24 protein-coding genes and 1 tRNA gene are annotated in these 26,165 nt (G+C 68.6%); 13 read left to right on the top strand and 12 right to left on the bottom strand.

Going from position 1 to position 26,165, the window contains the following annotated elements; genetic code table 11:
* Window positions 1–101: 101 nt before the first annotated feature.
* Both ACFYRX_RS00465 and ACFYRX_RS00470 read left to right on the top strand, forming a co-directional pair.
* Window positions 102–893, top strand: coding sequence for a hypothetical protein (locus ACFYRX_RS00465; protein ID WP_389095232.1), 792 nt, complete (start codon window positions 102–104; stop codon window positions 891–893).
* Between the two features lie 631 nt (window positions 894–1,524).
* Window positions 1,525–1,728, top strand: a complete 204-nt coding sequence (locus ACFYRX_RS00470) for a cold-shock protein (RefSeq protein ID WP_319213826.1) — start codon at window positions 1,525–1,527, stop codon at window positions 1,726–1,728.
* 169 nt (window positions 1,729–1,897) lie between these two features.
* On the opposite strand, the gene ACFYRX_RS00475 is transcribed toward ACFYRX_RS00470, so the two are convergent.
* Window positions 1,898–2,587 carry a response regulator gene (locus tag ACFYRX_RS00475; RefSeq protein ID WP_389095234.1) on the bottom strand — a complete coding sequence of 230 codons (690 nt, stop codon included), beginning with the start codon at window positions 2,585–2,587 and terminating at the stop codon, window positions 1,898–1,900.
* On the bottom strand, window positions 2,584–4,248 hold the full coding sequence (locus tag ACFYRX_RS00480; RefSeq protein ID WP_389095236.1) for an ATP-binding protein: 1,665 nt from the start codon (window positions 4,246–4,248) through the stop codon (window positions 2,584–2,586). Before ACFYRX_RS00480 ends, ACFYRX_RS00475 begins: the two co-directional genes overlap by 4 nt.
* Window positions 4,249–4,485: 237 nt before the next feature.
* On the opposite strand from ACFYRX_RS00480, the gene ACFYRX_RS00485 reads away from it, so the two are divergent.
* From ACFYRX_RS00485 to ACFYRX_RS00495, 3 genes are all read left to right on the top strand, one after another.
* Window positions 4,486–5,346, top strand: coding sequence for an ABC transporter ATP-binding protein (locus ACFYRX_RS00485; protein WP_389095238.1), 861 nt, complete (start codon window positions 4,486–4,488; stop codon window positions 5,344–5,346).
* Complete coding sequence (locus ACFYRX_RS00490; protein WP_389095240.1) at window positions 5,343–6,221, top strand: ABC transporter permease; 879 nt, start codon at window positions 5,343–5,345, stop codon at window positions 6,219–6,221. Before ACFYRX_RS00485 ends, ACFYRX_RS00490 begins: the two co-directional genes overlap by 4 nt.
* A 62-nt stretch (window positions 6,222–6,283) precedes the next feature.
* Window positions 6,284–7,372 carry an ABC transporter substrate-binding protein gene (locus ACFYRX_RS00495; protein WP_389095242.1) on the top strand — a complete coding sequence of 363 codons (1,089 nt, stop codon included), beginning with the start codon at window positions 6,284–6,286 and terminating at the stop codon, window positions 7,370–7,372.
* Between the two features lie 188 nt (window positions 7,373–7,560).
* On the opposite strand, the gene ACFYRX_RS00500 is transcribed toward ACFYRX_RS00495, so the two are convergent.
* Both ACFYRX_RS00500 and ACFYRX_RS00505 read right to left on the bottom strand, forming a co-directional pair.
* Window positions 7,561–8,577, bottom strand: a complete 1,017-nt coding sequence (locus tag ACFYRX_RS00500) for a M56 family metallopeptidase (RefSeq protein ID WP_389095244.1) — start codon at window positions 8,575–8,577, stop codon at window positions 7,561–7,563.
* Between the two features lie 4 nt (window positions 8,578–8,581).
* On the bottom strand, window positions 8,582–8,962 hold the full coding sequence (locus tag ACFYRX_RS00505; RefSeq protein WP_389095246.1) for a BlaI/MecI/CopY family transcriptional regulator: 381 nt from the start codon (window positions 8,960–8,962) through the stop codon (window positions 8,582–8,584).
* Window positions 8,963–9,161: 199 nt separating this feature from the next.
* On the opposite strand from ACFYRX_RS00505, the gene ACFYRX_RS00510 reads away from it, so the two are divergent.
* From ACFYRX_RS00510 to ACFYRX_RS00520, 3 genes are all read left to right on the top strand, one after another.
* Complete coding sequence (locus ACFYRX_RS00510; RefSeq protein ID WP_389095248.1) at window positions 9,162–10,562, top strand: glycosyltransferase; 1,401 nt, start codon at window positions 9,162–9,164, stop codon at window positions 10,560–10,562.
* Entirely contained in the window at window positions 10,559–11,296 is a 738-nt protein-coding gene (locus ACFYRX_RS00515; protein WP_389095250.1) for a polysaccharide deacetylase family protein, read from the top strand. Before ACFYRX_RS00510 ends, ACFYRX_RS00515 begins: the two co-directional genes overlap by 4 nt.
* A gap of 221 nt (window positions 11,297–11,517) precedes the next feature.
* The gene (locus ACFYRX_RS00520; protein ID WP_389095252.1) at window positions 11,518–11,994 is read left to right on the top strand and encodes a hypothetical protein; all 477 of its coding nucleotides are present in this window, start codon (window positions 11,518–11,520) and stop codon (window positions 11,992–11,994) included.
* Window positions 11,995–13,060: 1,066 nt separating this feature from the next.
* Here ACFYRX_RS00520 and ACFYRX_RS00525 read toward each other — a convergent pair.
* Window positions 13,061–13,234, bottom strand: coding sequence for a hypothetical protein (locus tag ACFYRX_RS00525; RefSeq protein WP_389095254.1), 174 nt, complete (start codon window positions 13,232–13,234; stop codon window positions 13,061–13,063).
* Between the two features lie 149 nt (window positions 13,235–13,383).
* Here ACFYRX_RS00525 and ACFYRX_RS00530 point away from each other — a divergent pair, with 149 nt between their 5' ends.
* From ACFYRX_RS00530 to ACFYRX_RS00540, 3 genes are all read left to right on the top strand, one after another.
* Window positions 13,384–13,941: a GIY-YIG nuclease family protein gene (locus tag ACFYRX_RS00530; protein WP_389095256.1), complete on the top strand. Its 558-nt coding sequence runs from the start codon at window positions 13,384–13,386 to the stop codon at window positions 13,939–13,941.
* A 203-nt stretch (window positions 13,942–14,144) separates the two neighbouring features.
* Window positions 14,145–14,408: a CopG family transcriptional regulator gene (locus tag ACFYRX_RS00535; RefSeq protein ID WP_389095258.1), complete on the top strand. Its 264-nt coding sequence runs from the start codon at window positions 14,145–14,147 to the stop codon at window positions 14,406–14,408.
* Window positions 14,405–14,818 carry a PIN domain-containing protein gene (locus ACFYRX_RS00540; protein WP_389095260.1) on the top strand — a complete coding sequence of 138 codons (414 nt, stop codon included), beginning with the start codon at window positions 14,405–14,407 and terminating at the stop codon, window positions 14,816–14,818. Before ACFYRX_RS00535 ends, ACFYRX_RS00540 begins: the two co-directional genes overlap by 4 nt.
* 71 nt (window positions 14,819–14,889) lie before the next feature.
* On the opposite strand, the gene ACFYRX_RS00545 is transcribed toward ACFYRX_RS00540, so the two are convergent.
* The 3 genes from ACFYRX_RS00545 to ACFYRX_RS00555 form a co-directional block, all read right to left on the bottom strand.
* Window positions 14,890–16,323: a hypothetical protein gene (locus tag ACFYRX_RS00545; RefSeq protein ID WP_389095262.1), complete on the bottom strand. Its 1,434-nt coding sequence runs from the start codon at window positions 16,321–16,323 to the stop codon at window positions 14,890–14,892.
* Between the two features lie 8 nt (window positions 16,324–16,331).
* Entirely contained in the window at window positions 16,332–17,825 is a 1,494-nt protein-coding gene (locus ACFYRX_RS00550) for a DUF4365 domain-containing protein (protein ID WP_389095264.1), read from the bottom strand.
* A gap of 206 nt (window positions 17,826–18,031) precedes the next feature.
* Window positions 18,032–19,423, bottom strand: a complete 1,392-nt coding sequence (locus tag ACFYRX_RS00555) for a tyrosine-type recombinase/integrase (protein WP_389095266.1) — start codon at window positions 19,421–19,423, stop codon at window positions 18,032–18,034.
* Between the two features lie 259 nt (window positions 19,424–19,682).
* On the opposite strand from ACFYRX_RS00555, the gene ACFYRX_RS00560 reads away from it, so the two are divergent.
* Window positions 19,683–21,083, top strand: coding sequence for a hypothetical protein (locus ACFYRX_RS00560; protein WP_389095268.1), 1,401 nt, complete (start codon window positions 19,683–19,685; stop codon window positions 21,081–21,083).
* A 785-nt stretch (window positions 21,084–21,868) separates the two neighbouring features.
* Window positions 21,869–21,949 (top strand) — tRNA-Arg (locus tag ACFYRX_RS00565).
* 289 nt (window positions 21,950–22,238) lie between these two features.
* Here the strand turns inward: ACFYRX_RS00565 and ACFYRX_RS00570 are convergent.
* The 4 genes from ACFYRX_RS00570 to ACFYRX_RS00585 form a co-directional block, all read right to left on the bottom strand.
* Window positions 22,239–22,682, bottom strand: a complete 444-nt coding sequence (locus tag ACFYRX_RS00570; protein ID WP_389095270.1) for a hypothetical protein — start codon at window positions 22,680–22,682, stop codon at window positions 22,239–22,241.
* A 287-nt stretch (window positions 22,683–22,969) separates the two neighbouring features.
* The gene (locus tag ACFYRX_RS00575; RefSeq protein ID WP_389095272.1) at window positions 22,970–23,674 is read right to left on the bottom strand and encodes a hypothetical protein; all 705 of its coding nucleotides are present in this window, start codon (window positions 23,672–23,674) and stop codon (window positions 22,970–22,972) included.
* A 288-nt stretch (window positions 23,675–23,962) separates the two neighbouring features.
* Window positions 23,963–24,295 carry a hypothetical protein gene (locus ACFYRX_RS00580; RefSeq protein ID WP_389095274.1) on the bottom strand — a complete coding sequence of 111 codons (333 nt, stop codon included), beginning with the start codon at window positions 24,293–24,295 and terminating at the stop codon, window positions 23,963–23,965.
* A 461-nt stretch (window positions 24,296–24,756) separates the two neighbouring features.
* Window positions 24,757–26,118: a hypothetical protein gene (locus ACFYRX_RS00585; protein WP_389095276.1), complete on the bottom strand. Its 1,362-nt coding sequence runs from the start codon at window positions 26,116–26,118 to the stop codon at window positions 24,757–24,759.
* Between the last annotated feature and the right edge of the window lie 47 nt (window positions 26,119–26,165).

Consider the following 26,165-nt stretch of genomic DNA (forward strand, 5'->3'; position numbering starts at 1 on the left):
TGATCCACGCCCGTCAGGTCGTACCGGGGTACTACATGGCACCGTTGCCGCGCGCACGCCGTTCAGGTTGCGTTCATGCTCGAAGTGCCATCGTGCTGATCATGACCGCAGAGCACGTCCTCGACGACCGGCCCCTCGCCCCCGTACGCCGGATGGCGAACAAGGTGCCGGAGGTGACCGTCTACTTCTGGATCATCAAGGTGCTGACCACCGGCATGGGCGAGACGGCGTCGGACCTCCTTGCGCGGACGCTCGGCCCGGTACCGGCGGTAGCGCTCGGCGGCCTCGCTCTGGCGGGCTCCCTGGCCGTCCAGTTCACTCTCCGCAGGTACGTCGCCTGGGCCTACTGGACGGCTGTCGTCATGGTCAGCGTGTTCGGCACCATGGCAGCCGACATCCTGCACGTCGGCCTCGGCGTGCCGTACGCCGTGTCGACGCCGGCCTTCCTGGCCGTACTGGCCGCGGTCTTCGTGCTCTGGTACGCGAGCGAGCGGACCCTGTCCATCCACACCATCCGCACCCGCCGCCGCGAGACGTTCTACTGGGCGGCCGTCCTCGCCACCTTCGCCCTCGGCACCGCCGCCGGCGACCTCACGGCCACCGTCGGCTTCGGCTACCTGGGCTCGGTCATCCTCTTCGCGGCCGGCATCTGCGTGCCCGCCCTGGCCCACCGCTTCGGCACCCTGAACGCGGTGACCGCGTTCTGGACCGCATACGTCATCACCCGCCCCCTCGGCGCCTCCCTCGCCGACTGGATGGCACTCGGCCACACCCGCGGCGGCCTGGGCCTCGGCCTGGCACCGGTCACACTCGCGTGGACGGCCGCGATCATCGGATTCGTCGGCTACCTCGCCGTGTCACAGCGCGACAGGCGCGTTCTCACCGCAACCTGAAAGTCAGGCCCAGGCCGGCACGCCGCCACATCGACGCCGTGTTCGCGCTCTGGTGGCGCCGCTCAGCGGTTACATGGAGGCTCGACCTGAGCATCCTCACCGACGCCGGGATCACCCTTCAACGACCGCCCAGTGCGACCCAACGCCCGGGGGTCGCTGCGGCTACGCTCGCTGGCGAACGCACTGTCGCCCGGCCTTCCCCTTCTGCTGGCCCGGGGGGAGCCCGGCCTGCTGCAGCCGATCACGTGCTGACCACATGCCGAGCAACACGTCGCCCAGCATGAGTACATCGTTAGACGTGTCCATTACGGAACACCGACCTCCTGCTGCCAGACGTTGGGGAGGGGCACGCTCCCTGTGCGAAACTCGGCAAGCTGGTGCGCGGCATGTGGCTTGCCTAGTGAACTGAGGGTGGGCAGCACACCGAGAGGCCAGGCGCTGATGCCGCGCCTTTTGCTGGCGGCTGTCGCCACGCGGGTGTAGCGTCGTGATCAGCAGTCGTGGTTCCGAAGTTCTGTTCGCCCGTGATCGCCATCACGGGCGTTCTTGCTGTTCAGCGCCTCTCCGGACCAGGGCGATCACCTCCCGGGCACGCAGGGTGCGGGCCCGGTTTCCCTCGAAGGAGACAGTCATGGCCAAGGGCACTGTGAAGTGGTTCAACAGCGAGAAGGGCTTCGGCTTCATCGAGCAGGAGGGCGGCGGCCCTGACGTGTTCGCCCACTACTCCAACATCGCCGCCCAGGGCTTCCGCGAGCTGCAGGAAGGCCAGACGGTCGAGTTCGACGTCACCCAGGGCCAGAAGGGCCCCCAGGCGGAGAACATCCGCCCCGTCTGATCCGCCGCTGCGGCAAGGCCAGGCATCCCGGCTTCGGGACGCCTGGCCTTGCCAACTGCCGTGTCGCGGCCCTCAGGTCGGCTCCATAGCCCGAGCCTGGTCCGTCACGGGCGCGGCTCAGACCTGCTGAGGCTGCAATAAGAGCTCCGTGCACACCCGCGGCGAGCCCTCAGTGCACGATCCGGTAGCGGTGTTCGGGCCGGCCGGTGGTGCCGTAGCGGAGTTCGAGCCGGACCATGCCCTCGCGTACGAGGTAGGAGAGGTACCGCTGGGCCGTGGCACGGGAGACGCCGGTGAGTTCGGCGGCCTGGGCCGCGGACAGGGCGTCGTGGGCGGTGCGCAGGACCTGGTGGAGAAGGGCGAGGGTCGGCGCGGAGTGTCCCTTGGCCGGGACTCGGGGGACGGCTGGCGGGCGGGCGGCGCTGAACAGGGCGTCCACGTCGGCCTGGTCGGTTCGGGAGGCCAGGCCGAGGGCGTCCGCGCGGTGCTGGAGTTCGCGGTAGGCGGTGAGCCGCTCGGCCAGGTCGGCGGAGCCGAACGGCTTGACCAGGTAGCCCACGGCGCCGAGCTTCATGGCGGTCCGCACCGACGTGATGTCCCTGTCGGCGGTGATCATGATCGCGTCGGGGCGGGCGCCACCCTCGTCACCGCTGAGCCGCCGAAGCACGTCGAGTCCGCTGCCGTCCGGCAGGAAGATGTCGAGCAGCAGCAGGTCGGGGTGGAGGGCGTGCACCGCGTCCAGCGTCTCGGCCACCGTCGCCGCCCGGCCAACCACCTCGAAGCCCTCGACGCGGGACGCGTAGTCGCAGTGGATGTGGCTGATGTGGAAGTCGTCGTCCACCACCAGGGTCCGGATCATTCGTGGCCACCTCCTGTCGGCGAGGCCGTCGTGAACTGTGCGTCCCGCGGTACGGGTGTGGCGTCCGGCAGTGGCAGTACGACGGTGAAGACCGCGCCGGGACCTTCACTGACGGCGATGGTGCCGCCGTCCCGCTGGGCCAGCCGGTGGACGAGGGCCAGCCCCAGCCCGCGCCGGGCGGTGCCCCGGTCGGGCCGGGTCGACCAGCCGTCCTCGAAGATCGACCCGGCGGCGCCCGGCGGAATCCCGGGGCCGCTGTCCGCGACCCGCACCAGCACCTGGTCGACCGCCTCGATCAGCGAGAGCTCGACCTCACGGCCGCCCGCCGGAGGCGGTCCGCCGGCCGCGGCGTCGATCGCGTTGTCCAGCAGGTTGCCGACAATGGTCAGCAGCCGGCGCAGATGCGGCGGGTCCTCGCCCAGCGCGGAGTCGTCGCTGAGCACCACCCGTACCCCGCGCTCGGCGGCGACCGTGGTCTTGGCGACGATCAGCCCCACGAGCAGCGTGTTGCCGATCCGTTCGCGTACGGACTCGGTCAGTGCCTGGTCGGCGCCGGCCGACTCGACGGCGTACTCGAAGGCGGCGTCGTGGTCGCCGATGTCCAGCAGCCCGGCCACGGTGTGCATGCGGTTGGTGAACTCGTGCTGCTGGGCGCGCAGGGCGTCGGTCAGCCCGCGTACCGAGTCCAGTTCGCGCAGCAGGCCGATCAGCTCCGTGCGGTCGCGTACGGTGACCACCGCGCCCAGTTCACGGCCCTGCAGCGTCACCGGCATCCGGTTGACCACCAGGCAGTGGTCGTCGGTCAGCACGCTGAGGTCGGTGCCGGGCAGGGTGCCGTCCAGGGCGCGGCGCAGCCGCCCCTCGGGCAACATCTCGTCGAGCCTGCTGCCGAGCGCCGTGCCGATGCCGAGCAGGTCGCGCGCCTCGTCGTTGACCACGGTGATCCGGCCGTCGGGAGCGAAGGCGATCACGCCCTCCCGGATACCGTGCAGCATGGCCTCGCGATCCTGAAGCAGCCCGGCGATCTCCTCCAGTTCCAGCCCGAAAGTCGACCGCTTCAACCGGCCGGCCAAGAGGAACGCCGCCGTCGAGCCGAGCGCGACGGCGATCGCGGCGTAGATGCCGAAGGTGGGCAGTTCCCGCCACAACTCGCCGAGCACGTCCCGTTCGGGGATGCCGGCCGACACCTCACCGACCAGCGTGCCCGCAGGCCCGTACAGCGGAGCCTTGCCGTTCGCGGAACGTCCGGTCGCTCCCTGGTCGGAGCCCACGTGGGTGCGGCCGTCCAGCACCACGATCGGATCGCCCACCGGCTCGCCGATCAGCCCCGGATCGGGGTGCGAGTGGCGGATGCCGTGCAGGTCGATCACCACCACGTACGACGCCCCCGACGCCTTCCGGATCCGTTCGGCGACGGTCTGCACGATGTCACCGGCCCCGCCGTGACCCACGGCCTGCCGGATTTGCGGTTCGGCGGCCGTGGTCTGCGCGATGTCCAGGGCCCGCTGCTCGTAGGCACGGTCGATCTCGGCCCGCTGGGCGAACGCGAACAGCACGAAGCCGATGGCCCCGGTGAGAGTCAGGATGACCAGCTGGTTGGCCAGGATCCGCGCGGAGAGCCTCCCCTTCCCGCCGCGGCCGATCCGGATACGGATGGGCATCACAGGTGCCTTCGCCCTTGTCGTGCTGCCGGGCCCGGCCCCTGCGCCGTACCCGTGGTGGCGTGATTGTGTCCCACCACTGACATTCTGCCCACCCCCTGACCTGCTGAGCAGAACGCGCAGAACTGCCGTTAACACGACTAACGCGAGATACGTGTGAAACAGCGACGTAATACTGCGCGGCCTTTAGCGTCTGCCTTCCTCGACCTCCGAGGTGAGAGAAGGAGACGGCCTCACATGGCTTCGCGAAACGATGTCGCCGTGCTCCCTGGCGCCGAGAGAATCGGCCGGGACAGCGCGCGAGTGGAAATTTCAGGACTCACGAAACGATTTCTGACTCCTGCTGGTGAGGTGTTCACGGCACTGCAGGACGTCTCCTTCACCGTCGAGCCGGGCCAGTTCTGTGCCGTGGTGGGCCCGACCGGCTGCGGCAAGTCGACGACCCTGAGCATGGTGTCCGGGCTCGACCGGCCCAGCGAGGGGTCGGTCAAGGTCGGCGGCCGTGAGGTGGACGGCGTCGCCGACGGCGTCAGCTTCATGTTCCAGGCCGACGCGCTGCTGCCCTGGAAAACGGTCCTCGGCAACGTGCTGATGGGCCCCGTCTTCCGCGGCGTCCCCAAGCAGAAGGCGCAGGCATCGGCGCGCGACTGGATACGCCGGGTGGGCCTGACCGGGTTCGAGGACCGCTACCCGCACCAGCTCTCCGGCGGCATGCGCAAGCGCGTGGCGATGGCCGCCGCGCTGATCAACGAACCCCGGATCCTGATCATGGACGAACCGTTCGGCGCCCTGGACGTGCAGACCAAGGCGATCATGTCGACCGAACTGCTCGGCCTGTGGGAGCAGATACGTCCCTCGGTCATCTTCATCACCCACGACCTCGACGAGGCCGTGGCGCTCGCCGACCGGGTCGTCGTCATGACGTCCAGCCCCGGATCGGTCAAGGCGGTCTTCGACATCGACCTGCCCCGCCCACGCGGTGCGGTCCAGGAGATCCGCTTCCAGCCCCGCTTCATCGAACTCCAGCACCAGATCTGGGAAACGCTGCGCGAGGAGGTGGAGCGCGCCTACGCACGCACCGCAGGAGGTACGCCATGAGCACGACGTCCGCAGTTTCCGCCACGCTGGTCAAGGACGGCGCACCGCCCTCGGCTGCGGACGCCGCCAAGCGCGCCGTCCGGCAGCGCACCGCGCTCGTGTGGGCGGGCCGCATCGGTCTCGCGGTCTTCGTCATCGGCGGCTGGCAGGCGTTCACGACCTGGGGGATCGTCGACCCGTTCTTCTTCGGGCAGCCGTCCGGCATCGCCAAGCGGCTGGTTGACCTCTTCCGGCACGGCACCGAGTTCGGGTCGTTCTACTCGAACATCTGGACAACGATCCAGGAGGCGCTCGCCGGCTTCGCCCTCGGGGCCGTCACCGGAGTGGTCTTCGGCGTCACCCTCGGCCAGAGCCGCTTCCTCGCCGACGTGCTCGGCCCCTACATCAAGATGGTCAACGCGATCCCGCGTATCGTCCTCGGCTCGATCTTCATCGTCGCGTTCGGCATCGGTGTCCTGCCGAAGATCCTGCTCGCCGCGGTGCTGGTGTTCTTCATCGTCTTCTTCAACGCCTTCCAGGGCGTGCGCGAGGTCGACCGCAACATCCTCGCCAACGCGAAGGTGCTCGGCGCCTCACAGACGCAGATCACCCGTCACGTCATCGTGCCGTCCGCGCTCACCTGGATCATCGCCAGCCTGCACAGCGCCTTCGGTTTCGCCATCGTCGGTGCGCTGGTCGGCGAGGTGCTCGGCGCGCAGAGCGGGCTCGGCCTGGTCATCAAGACCGCGCAGAACAACTTCGATCCCGACGGCGTGTTCGCGACGATGCTCGTCATCTCGGTCATCGTGCTCGGCGCCGAGTGGCTGATCGGAAAGCTCGAACACCGGCTGCTGGCCTGGCGCCCGCCGGCGCCGACCGAGGCGAACTCCCTCTGACGCCCCCGCACTTCCCCCTCCTTCATCTCAGAACCCTGCTCAGCAAAGGAATGTGGTCAGCCATGTCCAGACGACCCGTCGCCGTCGCCGCGTCTCTGCTCACCGTTCTCGCCCTCGGCGCGGTCAGCGCCTGTTCCAGCACCTCGTCCGCCTCGACCGGTGGTTCGGGCGGCACACCGACCGTCAAGCTCATGGCCGGCGGCCTCGACAAGCAGATCTACCTGCCGTACCAGCTCGCCCAGCAGCTCGGCTTCTACAAGAAGTACGGCGTCAACGTCGAGCTGAGCACCGAACAGGACGGCGGGGTCGGCGCCGAGGAAGCCATGGCCTCGGGGCAGGTCGACATGGCAGGCGCCTGGTACAACCACACGATCGAGTTCCAGGCGAAGGGCAAGGCGGTCGAGGACGTCGTCCAGCTCTCCGGCGCGCCGGGCGAGCGCGAGATGTGCACCACGAAGTCGGGCGTCACCTCGGGCGCCGACTTCAAGGGCAAGACGCTCGGCGTCACCGACCTGGGTTCGGGCACCGACACCCTCACCCAGTTCCTTGCCGCCAAGAAGGGCGTCAAGACCAGCCAGTTCCACCGGATAGCCGTCGGGGCGGGCTCCACCGCCGTCGCCGCACTGCAGAAGGGCAAGGTCGACTGCGTGATGACGACGCAGCCGACGGTCGCCGCGATCCAGAAGAAGGGCGTCGGTACGTCCGCGATCGACCTGGCCACCACGGCCGGCGCCACGACGGCGATGGGCGGCGCCTATCCCGCGGCCAGTGTGCTCGCCCGCACCGACTGGGTGAACCAGAACAAGGCCACCGTGCAGAAGGTCGTCGACGCGCTCGTCGCCACCATGCACTGGATCAACACCCACAGCGCGGCCGACATCGCGAACAAGCTGCCGGCCTCGTTCGTGTCGAACCAGCTGGTGACCAAGGCCGACTACATCTCGGCCCTGAACGAGGACAAGGGCCAGTTCCTCCCCGACGGCATCATGCCGGCCGGCGGTCCGAAGACCTCTCTGGCGACGGAACAGCTGGTCGGCAACGTGAAGGGCGCGGTGGACCTCGGCAAGACGTTCACGAACGCCTTCGCCGTCCAGGCCAACAAGACCGAGGGCTTCAAGACCACCACGACCCCGGCCGGCCCGAACGGCTGACCGCACCGCTCACGGCCGGGCCGTCCGGGTGGCTTTCACCCGGACGGCCCCGGCCATCGTGCGTCCCTTGCCATCCAGTACAGGAGGACCGGCAGGCCGGCGCCCGGCACCAGGGGCGTGGAGTCGCGGGCCGGCGCGAACACCGACCTCTCGGTCAACTGCCGTGCGTACGCGACCAGCTGCGACGACTATCTGCGATGACTTCCGCGTTCGCCGCCTTCACCGTGGCCGCAGCAGCCGTCCGGCCGCTGCGGGGAGTGGCCCGCCGACGCCACGCCGAGCGCCCCCGCGTCCGCTGCGCACTGGGCTCGCTCCGCGCTCTCGACCAGGCTCTCACTGTCCGACGCAGCGTTGGCCAGGCTCGCGCAGCACAGGGTGAGCAGGAGGGCGCCCGCCGCGAAGGGCAGGGTGCGGCGCGGGGGAGGCGGGGCCAGCAGGGCCCGCACCCGCTGAGGCACCGCCCCGCCGGTCGCGGCCAGGGCGGCGGGGCGGGGCAGGCCGGCGGAGGCGAGAGCCGCCCGCCCGACGGCGCGGGCGACGACCGTACGGCTGCCGATCCGGGCCGCGGCCTCCTCGTCGGCCCACCGCTCCAGGACGAACCCACCCGCCTCAGCCAGCGGTCGCAACAGCGGGTTGACGGCTGCCGTGAGCCGCCACAGGGCCTGGAAGAGGTGGTGGCGGCCGCGCAGATGTGCCCGCTCGTGCGCCAGGAGTGCCTCGCGCTCAGCGTCGCCGAGACAGCGCAGCATCCCTCGGGACACCACGATCCGTCCGGGGGCACCGGGCAGCGCGAACGCCTGCGGGGCCGCGTCGTCGAGCACCACCAGTTCGGTGTCTCCGGACAGTCCGGCGCATTTCCGCCGGGCCCACAGGACATGGCGGACCTGCCTTACGGCCGCCACCCCCAGCGAGACGAGCCCCGCCGCCAGGGTCAGCGCGCCGACGGCCGCGACGGCGAGCGAAACCGGGTCCTCGGCACGCAGAGCGGCCACCGACCAGTGGCCCTCCTCGGCGACCTCGGGGATCTGCGCGAACCCGGTGAACGCCAGCAGCGTCAGCGATCCGAGCCAGCCCGCCGCCGTCACCAACGCCGCGCACGCCAGGAACCAGGCCGCGGGCCGCGGAGCCGGCCGCCGGGCCGCCCGGGGCGCGAGTACCGCGAGGACCACGGTGACCAGAAGCGGGACGTAGACGCTGATCCTCACAGGCTCACCGCCCGTCGTCGCCGCGCCCGGCGTCCTGCTCGCCCAGCAGGCGGTGCAGCAACTGCTCCTCCTCCTGGGACAGTTCGGAGACGAAGCGGGCGAGCACCGCCTCCCGGTCCGAGCCGCGCTCCAGCAGACTGTGCATCCGTACGGCGGTGTCGGACGCCTCGTCCCGGACCGGCGCGTAGGCGTACCCGCGTCCCGCCGGGTGCCGTACGAGCATGCCCTTGTCGTGCAGGCGCGACAGGATCGTCAGCACCGTCGTGTAGGCCAGGTCCCCGGGGAGCCGCTCCAGGACCTGCCGTGCGGTCAGTGGCTCGTCCACGGCCCAGAGCGCGGCGAGGACGTTGCTCTCCAGCTCCCCGCGTGCCCTTCGGCCGGTCACTCCGCCACTTTCGTCGCTCTTCCGGTCGCGCACCGTTCACCAGCCCTTTCACTCGGCAGCCCAGACTACCGGCGGACCTACTACGGCTTGTAGGACGCCCACGGGATATTCATACGAGACCTACTACATCTTGTAAGATCTCAGCTACTACATGTTGTAGAGTTCGGCCGCCCCACTCCATCTGCGGAGGAACGAGCCCATGCCCTGCTCCGGAAGTTCGGTGCGTCCGCGCGCGCTGGCGGCCGCCATCCCGCGCCCTGAGCAGGCGCCGGCCACGGCCCGGGCCGAGCGTGTCGCGATCGTCTCGGCGAGCATCGGCGCCGGCCACGACGGCGCCGCCGCCGAGCTGGCGCGCGGGCTCACCGCCCACGGTTTCGTCGTCGACCGGTTCGACCTGCTGGATCTGCTGCCCGCGCGGATCGGACCGCTCGTCCGGGACGGTTACCACCGCATGCTCGTCCAGGCCCCCTGGGCCTACCAGCGGATCTACCGCAGCACCGAACGCGCCGGTGGCGGCGGGATGTTCGCCAGGGCACTGTTGCGGACGGCCGAGGAGCGCATGATGCGCGCGTTGCACCCCGACACCAGGGCGGTCGTCTCGACCTACCCCGGAGCCAGCCGTGTCCTGGGCGGCCTGCGGCTCCGCGGGCGGCTGACCGTGCCCGTCCTCACCTACCTCACCGACTTCTCCGTGCACCCCTTGTGGGTGGCCGACGGTGTCGACGTCCACCTCGCCGCGCACGCCGTGCCCGCCTCCCAGGCCCGGGCCGCCGGGGCGCGGGACGTCCGGGTGTGCGGTCCGGTAGTGGATCCGCGGTTCCGCCCCGGCAGCGCGGGGGATCGCGCCACGGCCCGGGCCCGTTTCGGGCTGCCGGAGAACGCCCCGCTGGCGCTGCTGGTCGCCGGCTCCTGGGGTGTCGGACCGGTCCGGCAGGTCGCCCTGGAACTGCGCGACTGCGGCGCCGCCGTCCCCGTGGTCGTCTGCGGCCGCAACGAGGCGCTGGCCGAGCAACTTCGCGCGGACGGCATCGACCACGCCTACGGCTGGGTCGACGACATGCCCGCTCTGATGCACGCCGCCGACGTCCTGGTCCAGAACGCCGGCGGGCTCAGCTCCCTGGAGGCGTTCGCCACCGGTCTGCCCGTCGCGAGCTACCGCTGCATACCGGGCCACGGACCCACCAACGCCGCCGCCCTGGAGGGGGCCGGTGCGGCGGTCTGGATTCGCGACCCGGCCCGCCTCAAGGCCGTGCTGTGCGACCTGATCGACGGCCCGCTCGGACTGCGTCAACGCGCCACCGGCCTCGCCCTCTTCTCCGCCGAGCCCGGCGATTCGGGGCCCGTCGCGGAGACAGCGCGCGTCCACCGCGCGGGACTGCCGGCATTGCCTTCCCGGCCCGCCGTGCGACGACGCCGTCCGGCGGCTCGTCGGCTCGTCGCCACCACCGCCGTGGCATGCGGGGTGTGGGCCAGCGCTGTCGGCACGGGAATCGCAACCGCGTACGACGGCTCGGGCATGATCCACGCCATCGGGCACAGCCTCGACCTGGACGACTCCCTCCCGGACCACGTCCCCCACCCACAAGGCCACCACTCGTGACCGCCGCCCGCCTGGTCCGTACCGCCGCTCTCGCCGCCCTGCCCGCCCTCGTCACCGCCCATGCCGCCCCCGCCGTCTCCACCTTCGGGCCACTGCGCAACCGCGCCATGCCCCGCCTCTCGGGCCGTGGCCGCCCGGATCACGTCGCCCTCACCTTCGACGACGGACCCGATCCGCTGTCCACCCCGTTCTTCCTGCGCCTCCTGGCCGAGCGTCAAGTCCGCGCGACCTTCTTCCTGCTGGGCCGCGAGGCGCGGCGCTCGCCCGGACTGGTCCGCGAGATCGCCGCGGCGGGACACGAGATCGGCGTCCACGGCTGGCTGCACCGCCCGCTGGTGCTGCGTGGCCCGCGCGCGACGTACGACGACTTCGCACGGGCCCGCGACACCGTCGCCGACATCACTGGGCTCCGGCCCACGCTCTTCCGGCCCCCCTACGGTGTCATGTCGACCGCCGCACATCTGGCCGCCCGCCGCCTCGGCCTCACCCCGGTGCTGTGGACCTGCTGGGGCGAGGACTGGACCGCCCGCGCCACACCGGCGTCCGTCCACCGCACCGTCACGTCCGACCTGGACGGCGGCGGCACCATCCTGCTCCACGACTCCGACTGCACGTCCGCCCCGGGAGCCTGGCGCTCGACTCTGGGCGCGCTCCCCCGCATCCTCGACACCTGTGAGCAACGGGGCTACGAGGTCGGCCAGTTGCGCGACCACGGATGGCGCCACCCGGCGTGACGCCTCGAGGTCGACGACCTCCTGTCGACCGGGGCTCCCTCGCAGAACGCTCACTCACGGTCATTGGCGAGAGTCGCGGAACGTGACCGCCTTACCGGTGGACCACAGCCGGGGCGGCGGGGGCGTCGCGCAGACCGAGCCGCAGATGCTCGACGTGGAACAGGGCCTGTTCCTTCGAGGGCGAGAGCCGGACGGCCACCGACCTCGCCACGAGCCTCCTGGTGATTGCCGCGGTAATGCAGTTCTTCGACTGCGCCCAGAACATCGGCGTCGGCCTGCTGCGCGGCCTCGACGACACCAAGGGCGGCTTCCGCGTCACCCTCGTCGGCTACTGGCTCGTCGGCCTGCCCGCCTCCGCACTTCTCGGCTTCGCCACCGGCTGGGACACGGTCGGCATCTGGCTGGGCCTGCTCATCGGCCTCGCGACCACCGCGACCCTCCTGCTGCGCCGCTTCAACCGGGGTATCGGGCTCCTGCACGGAGTCGCGGCGCCCGGCCCTGACGTCTACCGCGACCGGAGGCCCACAAGAGGTCACTCCGGCCGTCTCACCCAACGGCGTCGCGGCGATCTTCTGGCAGGGGTGGCGACGGTGAGGTCGATGAGAGGCTGCGGATTCTCCAAGGTCGGACACTCCCGTACTTGGGGGCGGTGCGGAGGGGCGCCCGTCTCCACGAAGGAAAGGGGCGCCCTGCGATAACTCCCCGGCGCCACAGCAGCCGTCCTACGCGACTTGCTCGGCGGCCCGGCAACATCGCCGTCTTGGAGCACGCCGCCGCCTCGCTGCGCGACCACTCCGCCGACTCGGTGCTCTGGGGCGACGGCCCCTGTGGCCAAGACCGCCGCCACAAAGCGTCGTGGTCGAGAACCCCGCGACCAGGCACGATGCCGTTGCGGACATCTCACCATCCTGGTACCCGGACAGCGCGGAATAGCGCCGTTACATCGTGTGTACCCCGAGGGAGGCGATCCCACTGGGAGTGGATCTGACGCCACCGCAGCATGTCTGAACCAGTCTCCCGCCCATATGTGCAAGGCATTCGTCCGTGAAGATGGCCGCTGACCACACGAAGTTCATATCCCGAAGATCGCTGTTCTCCTCGTCCACACGGGCGAACAGAACCAAGACATACAGATCATTGATGGGAGTTTTCTCGCCACGGACGCCCCCAAAGCCTGATCGCCTCCAAGGAGCCTTCGTTCGGGCGTGCGGCGCGAAACGCGCCTTTACCCGCACCCGAGCGAGCCCGCAGTACCGGTCCGCCGGTGGTCGTTCTGCGCCAGCGCATGGCGCAGTACCCGCGCTCGCATCCCACGCCCACCGCTCGCCTTGGCGCTGCCGGGCGAACGCGGCAAGACTCGGTACTCGTTGAACGAGGGAGGCCCGAGGAACTGCTAGATCAACGCCGTTTGGGCGCGCGGGGCTGTCCCATCCGCCAACGGCTGGACCGAACTCACCGGATTCGTCGAATCCGGTACGCACGGCTCTGGCCCGGTTGTAAGCCGCCGCCACCGACGTGCTCGGCCAGAGGGCCGCAGCGGTGAGGGACTGTGCGAGGCCGCCGATCGGATCGTTCCTGTCCGCCGAGAGCCCGGCCTTCTGTAGCCGATCACGTGCTGACCACATGCCGAGCAACACGTCCCCCAGCATGAGCACATCGTCAGAAGTGTCCATTGCGGAACGCCGACCTCCTGCTTCCAGACGTAGGGAAGGGATACGCTCGCAGTGCGAAACTCGACAAACTGATACGCGACATGTGGCTTGCCTAGTGAACACTCGAAGGCCGTGCCGAGCCATCCCCCTGCACGATCGCGACAACCACACCAAGGGCGGCGCCGATCGACAGCGCGTTCATCACTGCGGCATGCAGGGCGATTGTGACCGACCGGACCAACGCGAGCATCAGCACCATGGACAGTGCGATGACGACCCCGATCATCAGCGGAAGACGTTCGGCGGATGCCTCGGAGACGTCGCGCGCCCTCAGTGAAACGGCCCACGTCGGCCCCGAGCGGCCTGTCTGATCAAGCTTCAGCGTGGTGGCCCGCAGGCGATGACAGCTCCGCTCGTCGCGCTTAGGGTGCGTCCATGTTCGACGACACAACAGTGCAGCGGGCCAAAGCCGATCTGTTCTCCGAGCCCCACCCTCTCGGCCGCGTGGCCGCCACCCTGCCCGGGACCGCAGGGGTGTACGCCTGGTGGGCGCCGCACGAGGTCCTGGCCTCCTTCCCCGGACCGGTCAACTCGGACGATCCCGGACGGCGATTGGTCTACCTGGGCAAGGCCAGTCGGCTGCGGTCCCGCGTCGTTTCGTACCACCTGAGGGACTCCGGACGGTCCACCCTGCGCCGGACCCTGGCCGGACTCCTCATGCCCACCGAGGGCTACCGCACCACCTGGACCGACCGCGTCGTCCTGATCCCCGAGGACGAGCAGCGTCTCACCCACTGGATGCACCACCACCTCACCCTCACCTGGACCGAGCACCCCGACCCCGTCCCGCTGGAGAAGAAACTGATCTCGCTGCTGCACCCGCCGCTGAACGTAGAGGGAGCGGAGCATGGTGCCTCCCGGGACCACGTCAAGCAGGCACGGGCCTTCTACTACGCCAGTGCCGACCCGCGTCCGGACAGGCAGCCGGCGTAGTTCATGTGTCGCGGGCCCCTGTGCCTCGGCGTCTGCCCTGCGCGCGACGGCCGGCGACGATTGCGGATGGGCCGGCCGTTGCACCGGCTCGCGCCAGGACTCGCACAGGGACGGATCACCGGGGTGCCCGCCTCCCGGTCTCGACCGCGCGGGTCCGCGTTCCGTACACGTCGCGCGGGAGGATGGAGGGTAGGATAGGTAGCATGAGTGAGCCTACCGGCAAGTACTCGATCACCATGCCGCGCGACATCGCCGAAGCCGCCAAGGCCCGCAGCGGCCCCTCCGGCCTCTCCGCCTACGTCGCCGCAGCCGTCGCCCGCCAGATCGAACGCGACAACCTCAACGAACTCATCACCGTCGCCGAGGCCGAACACGGCCCCGTCACCGACGAGGAGATCCAGGCGCTGCGCGACCAGCTCCACCAGGCCCGCGACAACCAGGCAGCCGGCGGAGCGAACGCAGCGTGAGCCGCTCCCCCGCCGTCCCCGGCGGCACCCTCGTGCTCGACAGCGAGGGACTGGCCAAGGCCGTCCTCCGCGACCGCACCGTCACCGCCTGGCTCGCCCTGGCCCGCGCCGACGACCTACGAGTGATCACCTCCGCAGCCACCCTGGTCGAAGTCGTCCACCCGCGGATCAACCGCCCCGCCCTGGAGTGGACCCTCTCCCGCCTCGTCATCGAACCGGTCACCGAACCCATCGCCCGCCACGCCGCCGCCCTCCTCGCCGACGCCGGCCTGCACGGCCACAAGCACGCCATCGACGCCATGCTCAGCGCCACCGCCCTCGCCGCCCCCGGACCGGCCACGATCCTGACCTCCGACCCGGAGGACCTCACCATGCTGTGCGGCAGGCGCGCCACCGTCATCAAGATCTGACGTGTCCGCCGCCGGATGCCGCTTTCGGCCGAAGCATCCGCTCGCATCGGCAGCCGCCCGCCGGTTTGCCTTTACATGTAGTGGGCGTAGCGAGTGGCCACAGCCTGGTCGGGCGGGCAGAAGCGGAGAATGGACTTGACCTGGTTGGCCGTGCGCAGGGTGAGGGGGAGGCGTCCGTCCAGGCGGGTCTGGTTCCAGTTCATCTTGGTGAGAGCGAGGACTTCGGCCGCCAGTTCGCGTGGGTTTCGGGTGGGAGTGGCGGGTCTGATGCCGATCGGGCGCGGGATGTACATGCCGGGGTAGGTCCGGTAGAACTCGATGCTGCCGGTCGCGTACAGCGCGAGTTCGCGTTCGCCGAGGACGGCGAGGGTGCCGCGCAGGGGCGGTGCGTCGCCGGGGCGGAAGGTGGCGGCGCCTTCGCTGCTGGTGATCCAGCTCATCTCCAGCGTGTCGATGAACCGTTCGTCCGCGGCGTCCTGGAAGCCGCCTGACTCCTCGGTGATGAAGGCCGAGGTCTTGTGCAGCACGATGCGGGCGGGCGCAGTGTGGTGTTCGCGCCGGTAGGCGTCCAGTGCCTGGAGCAGGAGTGCGTCGGCGCCCGCCAGGTGGGGCTGGCGGTCGGTGCGGCTGATGCGTGCCGGTCCTCCGCGCACGATCACTCCGTCCCCGCGTTCGTTGAAGACCTGGGCGACCGAGGTGTTCAGGGCGTTTCCGTCGTCGCTGCGGTAGAACGCGATGCCGACGTAGCAGGTGGTGAGATCGGCGGGGTTACGCAGGAGGCGCCAGGGGACGCCGCCGGCCTTGTAGTAGAGGGCGACGTGGAGGTTCCAGGCGCGGCTGGCCTCGTCCTGCCGGCTGTGGCCCTCGGGAGGGCGGGTCGCTTCGTCCCAGGTACTGCGCCGGATGATCTGGATGGGCTGGCGCAGGTTCAGCAGCCGGGCTTTGAGTAGGTCGTGGAAGTTGGCGAACTGGCCCAGCGGCGGATCGTCAGGGTCGTCCTGCGCAGGGTCACCGGATGCGTCCGGACGGCCTGATGATCGGCCGCTCGTCTCGACGAGTTGCTCGGGTCTGGCGACCAGGAGGACGTCAACCCGGTTCTCGTCGGCCAGTGCCCTGATCTCTTCCGCGTAGACACTCACGGCCCTGGTCAGGGCTGCCGGCTGGCCGGCGGACTCGATGGCACGCAAATCTCTGCTGCTGATCGCGCGTGTGTTGCGGTCACTGAAGACCAGGGTGGTGTGCAGGCCGCGGTCGGTGTCGCACCCGGGGAATTCCGGGAACAAATGCGGGTACTGCTCATCCTTGGCCGCGATGGGCTCCCGGCAGCGCTCCAGCCACCGGCGCAACCCCTCGAGTTGGTCTGCGGGACCGACCAGGCCGACGCGGATCGCTCGGGGAGCATCGGCCGCGCCGAGATCGGCGGGACCGTAGTTCGTGATGCCGAACCGAGGATCGATGTGCCGGGCCGCGCCACCGAATTCCAGCTCGGGTTCGTCAAGGATCACGGAGTACATCACTGGCCTCGCCTCGCGCTGTTCGTTCCTCCCCGACGGGACGTCCGTCGCCCTGCGGACCTGGCCTTGCTTCCGGCGCCTCTTCGTCGGGGGGCGCCGGCGTCGCCGTCGCTGTCCCCGTCCTGAAGCAGGCTGAGAAGATCCTGGGTGTCCGTATCCGCGACGGCCAGCACGGTGTCCAGGCTTTCCTGTCCCCCGGCGGACGGGTCCTGGTCGTCCTCGGGGGCGGCGCCGGACGGAGCCGGTCCCCACCACCGGTCGTCGATTCCCCGGTCAACGGTCATGGTGGCGAGTTCGCCGAACTGTACGGGCCGTGGTTCGGTGAACAGGTCGGCGTGGTTCAGGTAGTTGGCCCACACGCGGGTCCAGAACCGGACGGCTGGGTGCCGGTCCAGGCGTTTGATCCCCGCGAGCAGCCGGTCCGCGTAGGGGTGCTCGGTGTGCCCGTCGGTGGTGAAGCAGTAGTCCGGCTCCAGCTGGCAGTACCAGACTCCGCCCAGGCGCCGGAATCGTGTGCGCAGCGCGGCGTGGTGGTAGAAGCCGACACGCTGCGGGTCGGACTTGGAGGCGTGTGGGCCGAACACGGTCCGGCCGCGTGATCCCGGTCCCTTGCCGGCCTTACGCGGCCCCAGACGCGAGGTCGCCCGGAAGTGCACGTGTTTGCGCTCCTTGTGCCACCGCAGGTCCGGGTAGGAGTCCTGAACGGTCCGGGAGAGCAGGTCAGCGAAGCGGTGCTGGGTGTCCAGGTCGTCACTGTCCGCCCATTCGACGGTCTCGTGGCGCTCAGGGTCTCCGGCGCAGAGCACCCGCAGGGGCGAGTCCCGCAGGCTGTGGAACGACAGGACCAGTCCGTCCCGCAGAATCCAGCCGGACGCGCGCCGGCCCTGTGCGTCCAGCGCGGCGCCGGCCGCGCGATAGTCGGTGAAGGCCGCAGGGGCCAGATGCACCGTCGGCGGCATCTCGGTAACGGGCAGCAGGTTCGTGGTGAGCACTTCGGTGATCGGCGCGGGCCGCAGGTACAGGCCCGATGTCCGGGGCACGGCAAGATGCAGCAGCGCCTGGGCTGCCTCCCGGTCGAAGCGCTGGGTGTGCTTGTCGATGTGCACGACGCGCTCGGCACGGCTGACCGCGTCCGGGAACGCCGCCTTGACCTCCGTCCACCATGCCTCGTCGCTCTCAGGGTGGGAGAAGACCAGGATGACCGGCGAGTTGCCGGACAACCAGTGATCAAGATCGCGCTGGTCGCAGACGTAGCGGAACCCATCGTCCGTCTCACCGGAGAAGCGCCTGTCCTGGGCCTTGCTCTGGACCAGCAGGGTCAGATTGAGAACGGCCCCGCTGCCGGGTTCCACCAGGTCGATGTGCCCGTCGATGCCGTGATCGACCCGCCGGGGGTGAAAGAGGTGGCCCATCTCCAGGCACCGGCGTTCGATCAGGGCGATGCCCTTCTCCCCGATGAACGTCTGGCGCGTCACGGTCTTGCGATCCGCCATCACCACACCCTCCCTGCTGGACACGGCACGGCTACGAGCCACCGGCCGAGCTGCTGCTCAGTCAGGCTACGCGGCACTACTGACAACCAGGCCCGAGCGCATCCAGGGGCTCCACAGGACAACAGCCGCGGCGCAAGGGGCATCCAGCCCTTCCAGCTGAACCTGGCGGATTTCTCCCACGCCCGCTTCAGCTCGGGCGCGGGAAGCTACGCCTCGTGCTGCTCGTCAGGCTCAGGCGGCTGGTCGTAGGAGCTCAAGAGCCCTTCGATGCGCTGGTTGTTGATGGACTGCCGGTCGTACAGGCACCTCGCGTACCGGCTCAGCAGGACCCCGACGCTGTTGCCCGCCCGCTCGGCAACCTCCGCCGGGTCGGCGCCCGCGCACAGCCACGTGGACAGCGCCGAGTGCCGCAGGTCATAGGGCCGCTTCGCGAGCGGGGTGCCGGTGAGCGCGGGCGGCAGGGCGAGAGCGCGGCTCTCGTGCCAGACCCGGTGGTAGGTGGTGTAGCTGATGACCCGGCCCTGCTCGGTGAAGAACAGCCGGCCGTCGTCGGCCGTGCCGAACGTAGTGACGTGATCGCGCCACAGGGCGACCAGGTGCGGCGGGAGCGGTACCACCCGTGTCTCTCCCGGCGGACGGTTCTTCAGCCCGCGCTCGTCGTGGTTCTCGCCGCTGTCGGTCCACCGTTTACCCGCCTGCGGCCGGGTGCGGTGCAGGATCACCCGGCCCCAACCGGTGACGGGCAGGCGGCAGTCCGGCAGCGCGACCGCGACCGCCTCCTCGGGGCGCAGGCCCGCGTAGTACATGCCGGCGAAGAACCCGACCAGCCGACGGCCGCGGGCCCGCTGGTAGCCGCCCACGTAGGAGACGGCGTCCAGCAGATTCCGGGCCTGGTTCGGGTTGGCCACCACCCGCGGGTCGACCGTGACCGCCGGCTTGGGCACCCGCCAGCGCACCTTGTTCAGCGGGTGGCTGCCCAACTCGCCCCGCTCGACGGCGTAGTGGAGGGCGTGCACCAGCACCTTGCGTTTGCGGCGCATCGTCTCCACCGCCGCCTCACCGCCGTCGAGCTTGCGGCGCAGCGACTCCAGCACGTCACGCGCCAGGACCGGATCGTGCAGATCCACCAGGGGACGGGATGCCTTCGCCACCCACTGCAGCACCAGCCGGTCCTCCACCGGCATCTCCCCCTGCCCCGGGCCGGGCACGACGAACGCCCAGTGCCGCAAAGCGCGGCGCAGCAGCTGCCCGCCCGGCCGCCCCGGAAGATCCCACAGCATCGCCACCGTGATAGCGGTCAGCGCGTCGCTGACCTCGTCCCGGGTCTTCGCCGCCCTGCCCGGCCAGTGGGCTCGCGCGTACTCGGTGGCGAAGGCATACCAGCTCAGTTGCGACGGTCGCCGTGCCCCGTGGGCGGAGCTGCTCACCTCGGCCAGGCCCACGCGGATGGCCCGTACCAGCTCCGCGCCGAACTCTCCCGCCAAGCCCGCGACCGGGCTGCCGCCGTCCGGCCGTCCATCACCATGCGGCTGCGCCGGGGATCGGTCCGCAGGCTGCTCGGGCTCCGGTGCGGCGCCGTGGTCCTCGTTCGGGTCCATACCCGCCTCCTTCTGATCGGCGGGAGCATGGCTGCCCGGCACATCCACTCCAACATCCCCCTGTAAGAGGGCACTCGCGCGGCTCCCCGTTGACGAGCGTGGTTTGTCGGATGTTCGGCCCGACTTCTGTCGCCACTGGTCATACCCGGTCCCGGTGTGGCCAGTTGTAGTCCTTGGTGCGCCATGCGCACTTGCACGCGCCCCAATGTCCCGAACTACCGTTCCCGGCCAGCCAGAGCACGCGGACCGTGGGGGATGCATGGCGAGAACCGCGCGACAGATCCTGAACGCACTCAGCCGCTCGACGAGCGTTCACGTCCACTCGACGACAGAACTGGCCGCGCACGTGGACTCCGCGGCGGCGGCCATCGACAAGAAGCGCCGGGAAAAGGGCCAGGAAGCAGCACGCAGGAAGACCGACCTGCGGCCGGTCGCGCCGGCCGAGCACGGGCGATCCATCGACCTGACGCCGTGGCAAGTCCTGCACGCCGTAGCGCGCGGCTACGTCCTGGCCGGCCAGGGCATGGGACGCGGGCTGGCAGAACACTGGCTCAGCCTGAAGTTCTGCGAGGCACTCGACGGCAACCGCGCCGGTTCCATGGATCTCACCGACAAGGGCCGCTCCTCCGAGAGCTGGTACAAGGGCATGCAGGCCCGGGAACTGGCCGTCGGCTTCGGGCTCACGGTGGCGGAGCACATCGTGCAGCAGCGCTACCCCGACCACATCATCTCGGTCGTCGACACGAACACGCTGCTGCGAGCCGGCTGGCCCCTGAGCGTCTCCCAACGGAACAAGGGCTCACGGCCCCGGCCCGACTACATCATCGAGGCATGGAAACCCGGCGAGCCGTCGAAAGTCACCTTCGTGGCCTGCCGCGGAAACCACCAGAAGCCCAGCAAACGCACCGGCCGAACCCGCAGCACCACGATCCAGCAACTGGTCAAGGGAGCAGAACTGACCGAAGGCATGCAGATCGGCCCCTGGAACACCACGCCCTGCCTGATGCTGTCCACCGAACTCATGGGCCAGGGCGGGGTCGTGGTCAATGTGCTGCAATCCCCAGGCGAGGCTCTGCTCCCCCTCCGAATACCCGGCGCCCTGAATGATGCCGACGAGGAGATCAGGGACAAGCCCGGAATCCCCTACCCCAACGCCATACGCGTACCGGCCCGCGACGGTCGACGGGCGCGGACGGTCGACGGCTTCCAGGTCGGCGAGGACGACCTCGCCTGGTTCGGCCAGCTCCTGGCCCGAACCGCAGCAGCCGGCCTGACCGCTTTCTCCGGCGGACGGAAATACACGGCCGGTTATCTCACCGCCCGCCAAGGACGAGAGCACTACGACACGCCCGCCTTCGCCGCGACATCGAGCGTCGACGATGCGGACATCGAGGTCGGCGACACGAAATTCGTCGGCACGGACAATGTCTTCCGCATGGGGACCGCACGCATCGAGGCATTCTCCGGAATGGACTCAGAACTGTACGAACTGATCAAAGACGGCCGCGTGGAGGAGTACCGGCAAGCGGTCTACGAACTCCACTCCAAACGGCGCGACTCCCATGCAGCTGGGAGATGGAACGACCCGATCTCGTTCCAGGGCGACGGCACCATCATGGCCCTGAGTATTTTGCCCATCCGCAAACGGCGCCCGCTCTGAAGCAAGGGCTCACACGTTCTTGGTGCTTCTGCGTTCGCCGCTTCGGGCAGCGCAACATAGCTCGGGATCGCCGGTTGGCCAAATCGGCGATCCCCTGGATCATTGACAGTCCACCGCCACCACCTGCCCGTACGACGAAAGGCCGCATCCCGAACTCAACTTCACAACTCCACACGAGGTCCGCCCATATTCACGACCGGGCGGGCCAGTCCCCCACACCCACGCCGAGCACCTCCAGGCGACGGGAGATCGGGGCCGTTTCGGCCTTGGTGTGCGTCGGCCGGCCTTCGCCCGCCGGTTTGCGGCCGTCGGCACCCCTGCCCGGCGTCCGCCCCGCCTGTTCGCCGTCGAGGTTCGCGAGGCCACGCCCTTGCGACCAACGCCGATTGCCGCATGGGCCAGCCGGGTGCCCGCTACGGCACCACGTCGACGATGAGCCTCGACCCGCCGGAAGCCGGAAATTCAGCACGGCCGCACGCCCTCAGGGCATCCGGACGAGAAGCGGCGGGACACGCCCGTCGGCCACCGCTGACCCCGGCACCGCGTGGGAGCGCCCCCGCCGAGCCCGGCGCACAACCGGCTCGCTTGGCTTGCCCGCGCGCTCCGGACTGCCTCCCTGTTCGATTGAGCGGCGCACCATATACCCCTACGCTCGTCCGAGGAAGTCGTGATCTACGTCATGGTGCATGGATCGGCAGCCACAGGGAACGATACGGACAAGACAACCAAAGGGGCCATTTCATTCTCGCGGGACATGCGCGGGACGGCGGGCCTGACAACCTGTCAGGTAAGCCGCTGACCTGCGAAAACACGCGGGAATCCCACGGCCTCCGGAGCCGTGTGCGCAGGTTCGAATCCTGCCGGGGGCACCCTTCATATGGTGCCCAAAGACCCCGTCACCAGCGGAAACGCTGAGGCCGGGGTCTTCGCGTATGTGCAGGCAGATGCCGCCAAAAGCAGCCGTTTGCCAGTGATCACGTAATGACGACGTAATGATCTTGATCGGCTTCGCGCCAGGCCAGAAGGCGTTTCGCGAGGTTCCTGTCCCGTCTCAGCCAACCCTGGGCAGTCTCAGTCCCTCTGGGCAATTGGGTCGGCGTCTCAGTCGTTTGGGGGCACGGGAGGTCTGGCCATTCGTGCCTTCGCTGTATCGCGTCAGCGCACCTCTGGACGGATTCCGTATTCGGCCAGCCACGCCACCAAGTCCTCCCGAGAAGCCCCGACCAGTCTCCCGCCGGTGAAGCGAGCGTCGACCGTGACCTCCGCCACGCACTCCACAGGAGGCACGAAAGCCAGGGCCGCTTCATCGCTGGTGAACTCGGCCTCCGCCAGGACCAAGCCCTGCAGAGGACCGTCGAAGACATCAACGCCCAAGGGAGGCACGCTGAACCGCGTCTTGGACAACAGCGCAGCTGGCAACGAGGCAAGCACGTCGTACTCGGCTGGAGACAAGTAGGTATTTGTGATCAGCCCTTGCACGGCACCCGGCCGATCGGCGGGCACTTTCTGGGTGAGTTTGAGTTCACAACCACCGACATCCCGGCGCTCGGCCCGTCGCAGACGCAGACGCGTCCCCACCAGGTACCGGTCTGTGATCACACGGGTGACAGTGACCGACGAAGGAGCCGGAGGCTCTGCCAGCAAGAACCGTCTCTCCCTCTCGACACGCGCATACTTACCCTTGCTGACGACATCACCTTGCACACGACCGGCCCGCTCCATCATGAGCCGAGCTTCTCAGCTCGCCCTGATTCGTACAGGATGCCCACGATCATTTGAGACACGAGCCCGCGCTTGTCTCATCCGATCGTGGGCACCCCAGTTCACCGGCCCGCTCTGCCCAAGATCGATTGAGACAGGACAACTGCCATGGGGACCGTCAGAAGTCACCGAAGGTCGTTTCCTGCGAGGAACCGATGGGCTGCCCGCAGACCTGCCTCGTCCCTGGCCCACAGCCCCCACTTGGCCTGCCTCTCCTGCTGAAACAGTTCAGCGAACGTCCGCCACAGGTGTACTCGAAACCCGTCGGACTCCCACCACCACTCCGTGTTCCCGGAACCTTCCCGGATCAGAGACAGCTGTGAAGCCGCTTCCCTGACCCCTGCAGCGGACTGCCCTACGTTCGGCTCCACCACTGGGATCCAACTCTCGCACTCCCAGTACAGCGCGTCCGCCTCGATCAGGGCGTCGGCGTCCGCGAACACCGCCACGTCTGCGGCGAAGCGGTACACGACCGCGCTGTCGCTCCGCAGGGTCACGGAGTAGGGGTGCGCCACCTCGTGGTCGATGAACTCCCCCAGCGGCCCGTGGCCCACGCTTTCCTGGTAGTACGGCCACGGCTCGAAACGAATCTCCTCCTGGAACGACCAGGCCGAGGTGCGATAGACGAGCCCGCCGTAGCGCTCCTGGGCCCGCCGGAGCCCGGCGAGCGCCATCGTGGTGTCCACCTCGGGAAACGGCGCGAGCCGCGCGATGACCTCGGTGTCGTCCGGGTTGTCCTGCACGGGGAAAGGAACGGTGCGGGCCCGTGCGGCGATGAAGCGCCGGCCCCTGTCCGTCAGCCCTCCCGGTGGGTTGAGGATGTGCTGCATCAGGTCATCATCTCCACGGCCGTTCCACGCTCGCGCTGCAGGGGCGGAACACGGTTATTCGAAACCGTGGAGCTGGACCAGATCAACTGAGACGGCATCCGGCGTCCCTCGGCCAGGACCACATCAGCTGAGATTCGCGGCACCCCCACGTCTCAACCGAACTGGTCGCCGCATGTCAGGGGTCCAACTCGGAACCAGATCAATTAAGACGGGACACCTGTGGACAGGCCGGAGCCCTCGACCGATGGCAGTCCGGGCCCTGGCATTCGATCGAAGACGTCGTCCAGGTCAGACCGAAGAATTGTTGATCTGCTCGCGGGTGAGACGCACCGGCTCACCGGTGGCGTTGTCGAATCGGCGCCGCACCAAGATGCTGAACCCGAGATCGTGCAGAGCCATCTCAGCAACGTTGGTGTTCCACGGGTCCCGGCCATTCAGCGCATCCCGCGCGAGCGCCAGGGCGGGGACATTCTTCCCGCCGACCACGGCGAGCACCTCGTACTTATCGTCCTCAGGCGTATGCAGGGCAGCGACGGCGACGTCCGCCAGTGTAAGGACGGCATAGCTACCGTCCTTCAGGCGAACGCGGGTCTCTGCAGGGGTGCTCATGGGCTCGGACACTTTGGTGTCTCCTCAATCGGACCCGGCCGGATCGCTCTCCGACCCCACAGCCCAGGAGGGTATACAGCTTCCGACACGCCGGGACCCCAGACAACGAGCAGTCTGGGGTCCCGTATTGGTCAAGGCGGCTCGCTCCGCTCCCCGCGCGCGGCCCGGCCCCCGGCCGGGCCTGCGCTCCTGTCTCCGCCCCGCTCCAGCCCGGCCGCCGCCCGTACCGCGCGCACAGCATGCAGCCGCCTGATGCGAGAGAAGGGGGACGTTGTGGCTGGGGCGGTCGGTGGAGCGGCTTTACGGAGCCACTTTGGCGCGAGCCTCGAAGATCATGGCCCCAACGTCGTGCTTTACCGGGCAGGTCCACAGACTGCCCGACGCGCCGGAAGCTTACGGGGCCATGATCACTCGCGCCAAAGCAGCGCCACCCCAAAGCCGCTCCACCGACCGCGTTGTGCCGGGCCCCCGTTTTACCTAGGTGACTTTCGAAGCTCACGGATAAAAAGGTCTACTGACTTACAGCGCCAATCATCTGCCATCAGCATTTCCATGGCCGATTCCAAGGCATACTCGCGTCCTATTTCCGCGCAATCATTGCCGTCGAGGTAGCGCTCATTGAAATCCCGCAGTTGCGGCACTTCGATTCGCTCACCTTCTAGACGCCCCAGCCACTCACTCATTACATGTTCGTCATGCACGTCCACATAGTCCGGCGGGGAGTCCAGAATCTCGACAGGGAGTCCACCGCCACCATTTATCAGTGCACGCGAAGACTCGAATACAGCCTCAAATGCGGAATCAGTACCATTTTGCGCGGGAAAAAGAGACGAGCCACTAGCGGAAATATGCAGAAGCCAGACAGCACCGGGAAGCGTGGTCGGTTCGCGCATTTGCCGACGGTACTCCTCCATGACAATCGAATGCAGATCTGTCGTCAGCCAGCGATAAGACTCGGGATGCCCTCGAAGCAGCATGCCAGCCATGCCGTAGACGTAGGGAGCCACACCTATCACGAAGGAGTCGTAGTCTCGGCTCAGTCCAAAATAGGGTCCAATGGTGCGCATCCCATAACCGGACCTCTCCTGCCACTCCTCCAGCTTCCCAGGCCCGTCCCCATCGGACAGTCGCCCACGGGATATAAGCATCGAGATCTCCAACAGGCCAGGAATATAATCCCCGATGAAGCCACCGTATCGGCCGACCACATCGCGTCCAGCACCGTGAATACACTCCAGGGAATCCAGATAGAGGGATACCAGTGAAGGATTCCGCAAACCAATGCGCGCGAGCCCACCTAGGTAGTTCGCAGAATACTTAAGACCCTGCAGCTTGGAAAGTACAGAAATCTTGTCAACTGCTTCCCATGCGCCATCATCAAGTGTTGCGCTCACGCGCTCCAAGTCGATGCTCTTCGTCACGCGTCGATGCTGCGAAAGGACGTCGACTACAAGACGCTGAATTTCCCCCTCTAACTCTAGCGTGTAGACACGATAGTTGTGCGAGCCCCACTGGCGACGCAGGTTGGCAATGCGTTCATTGGTCGCACTTCCTTTGAGCACGACATGAAACAGGAATAGCGGTTTAACGAAGTCATCGACGTCTCGAGACAGGACCTTCATGGCATTGTTTGCCATGCCAGAGCTGGCTTTGCTCTCTACCTCAAATATCATCAGAGGAATCCACCTGTCGCCTGCGGCGTACCACGCCAAATCGACTGCTGCACCTTTTCCGCCTACGCGACGTTCTCGCTCCACCTCATAGCCGAGACACTCACCGAGCTTGGCAAGGGCATCTATGACTTGCAGCCCCGGGTCCAGGACGTGCTCAGGCATAGGTCACTTCCAGTTAGGCCAGAGGAAGGCTGATAGCCGGATATGCA

Source organism: Streptomyces sp. NPDC005374 (assembly GCF_042872225.1).
GTDB lineage: Bacteria > Actinomycetota > Actinomycetes > Streptomycetales > Streptomycetaceae > Streptomyces.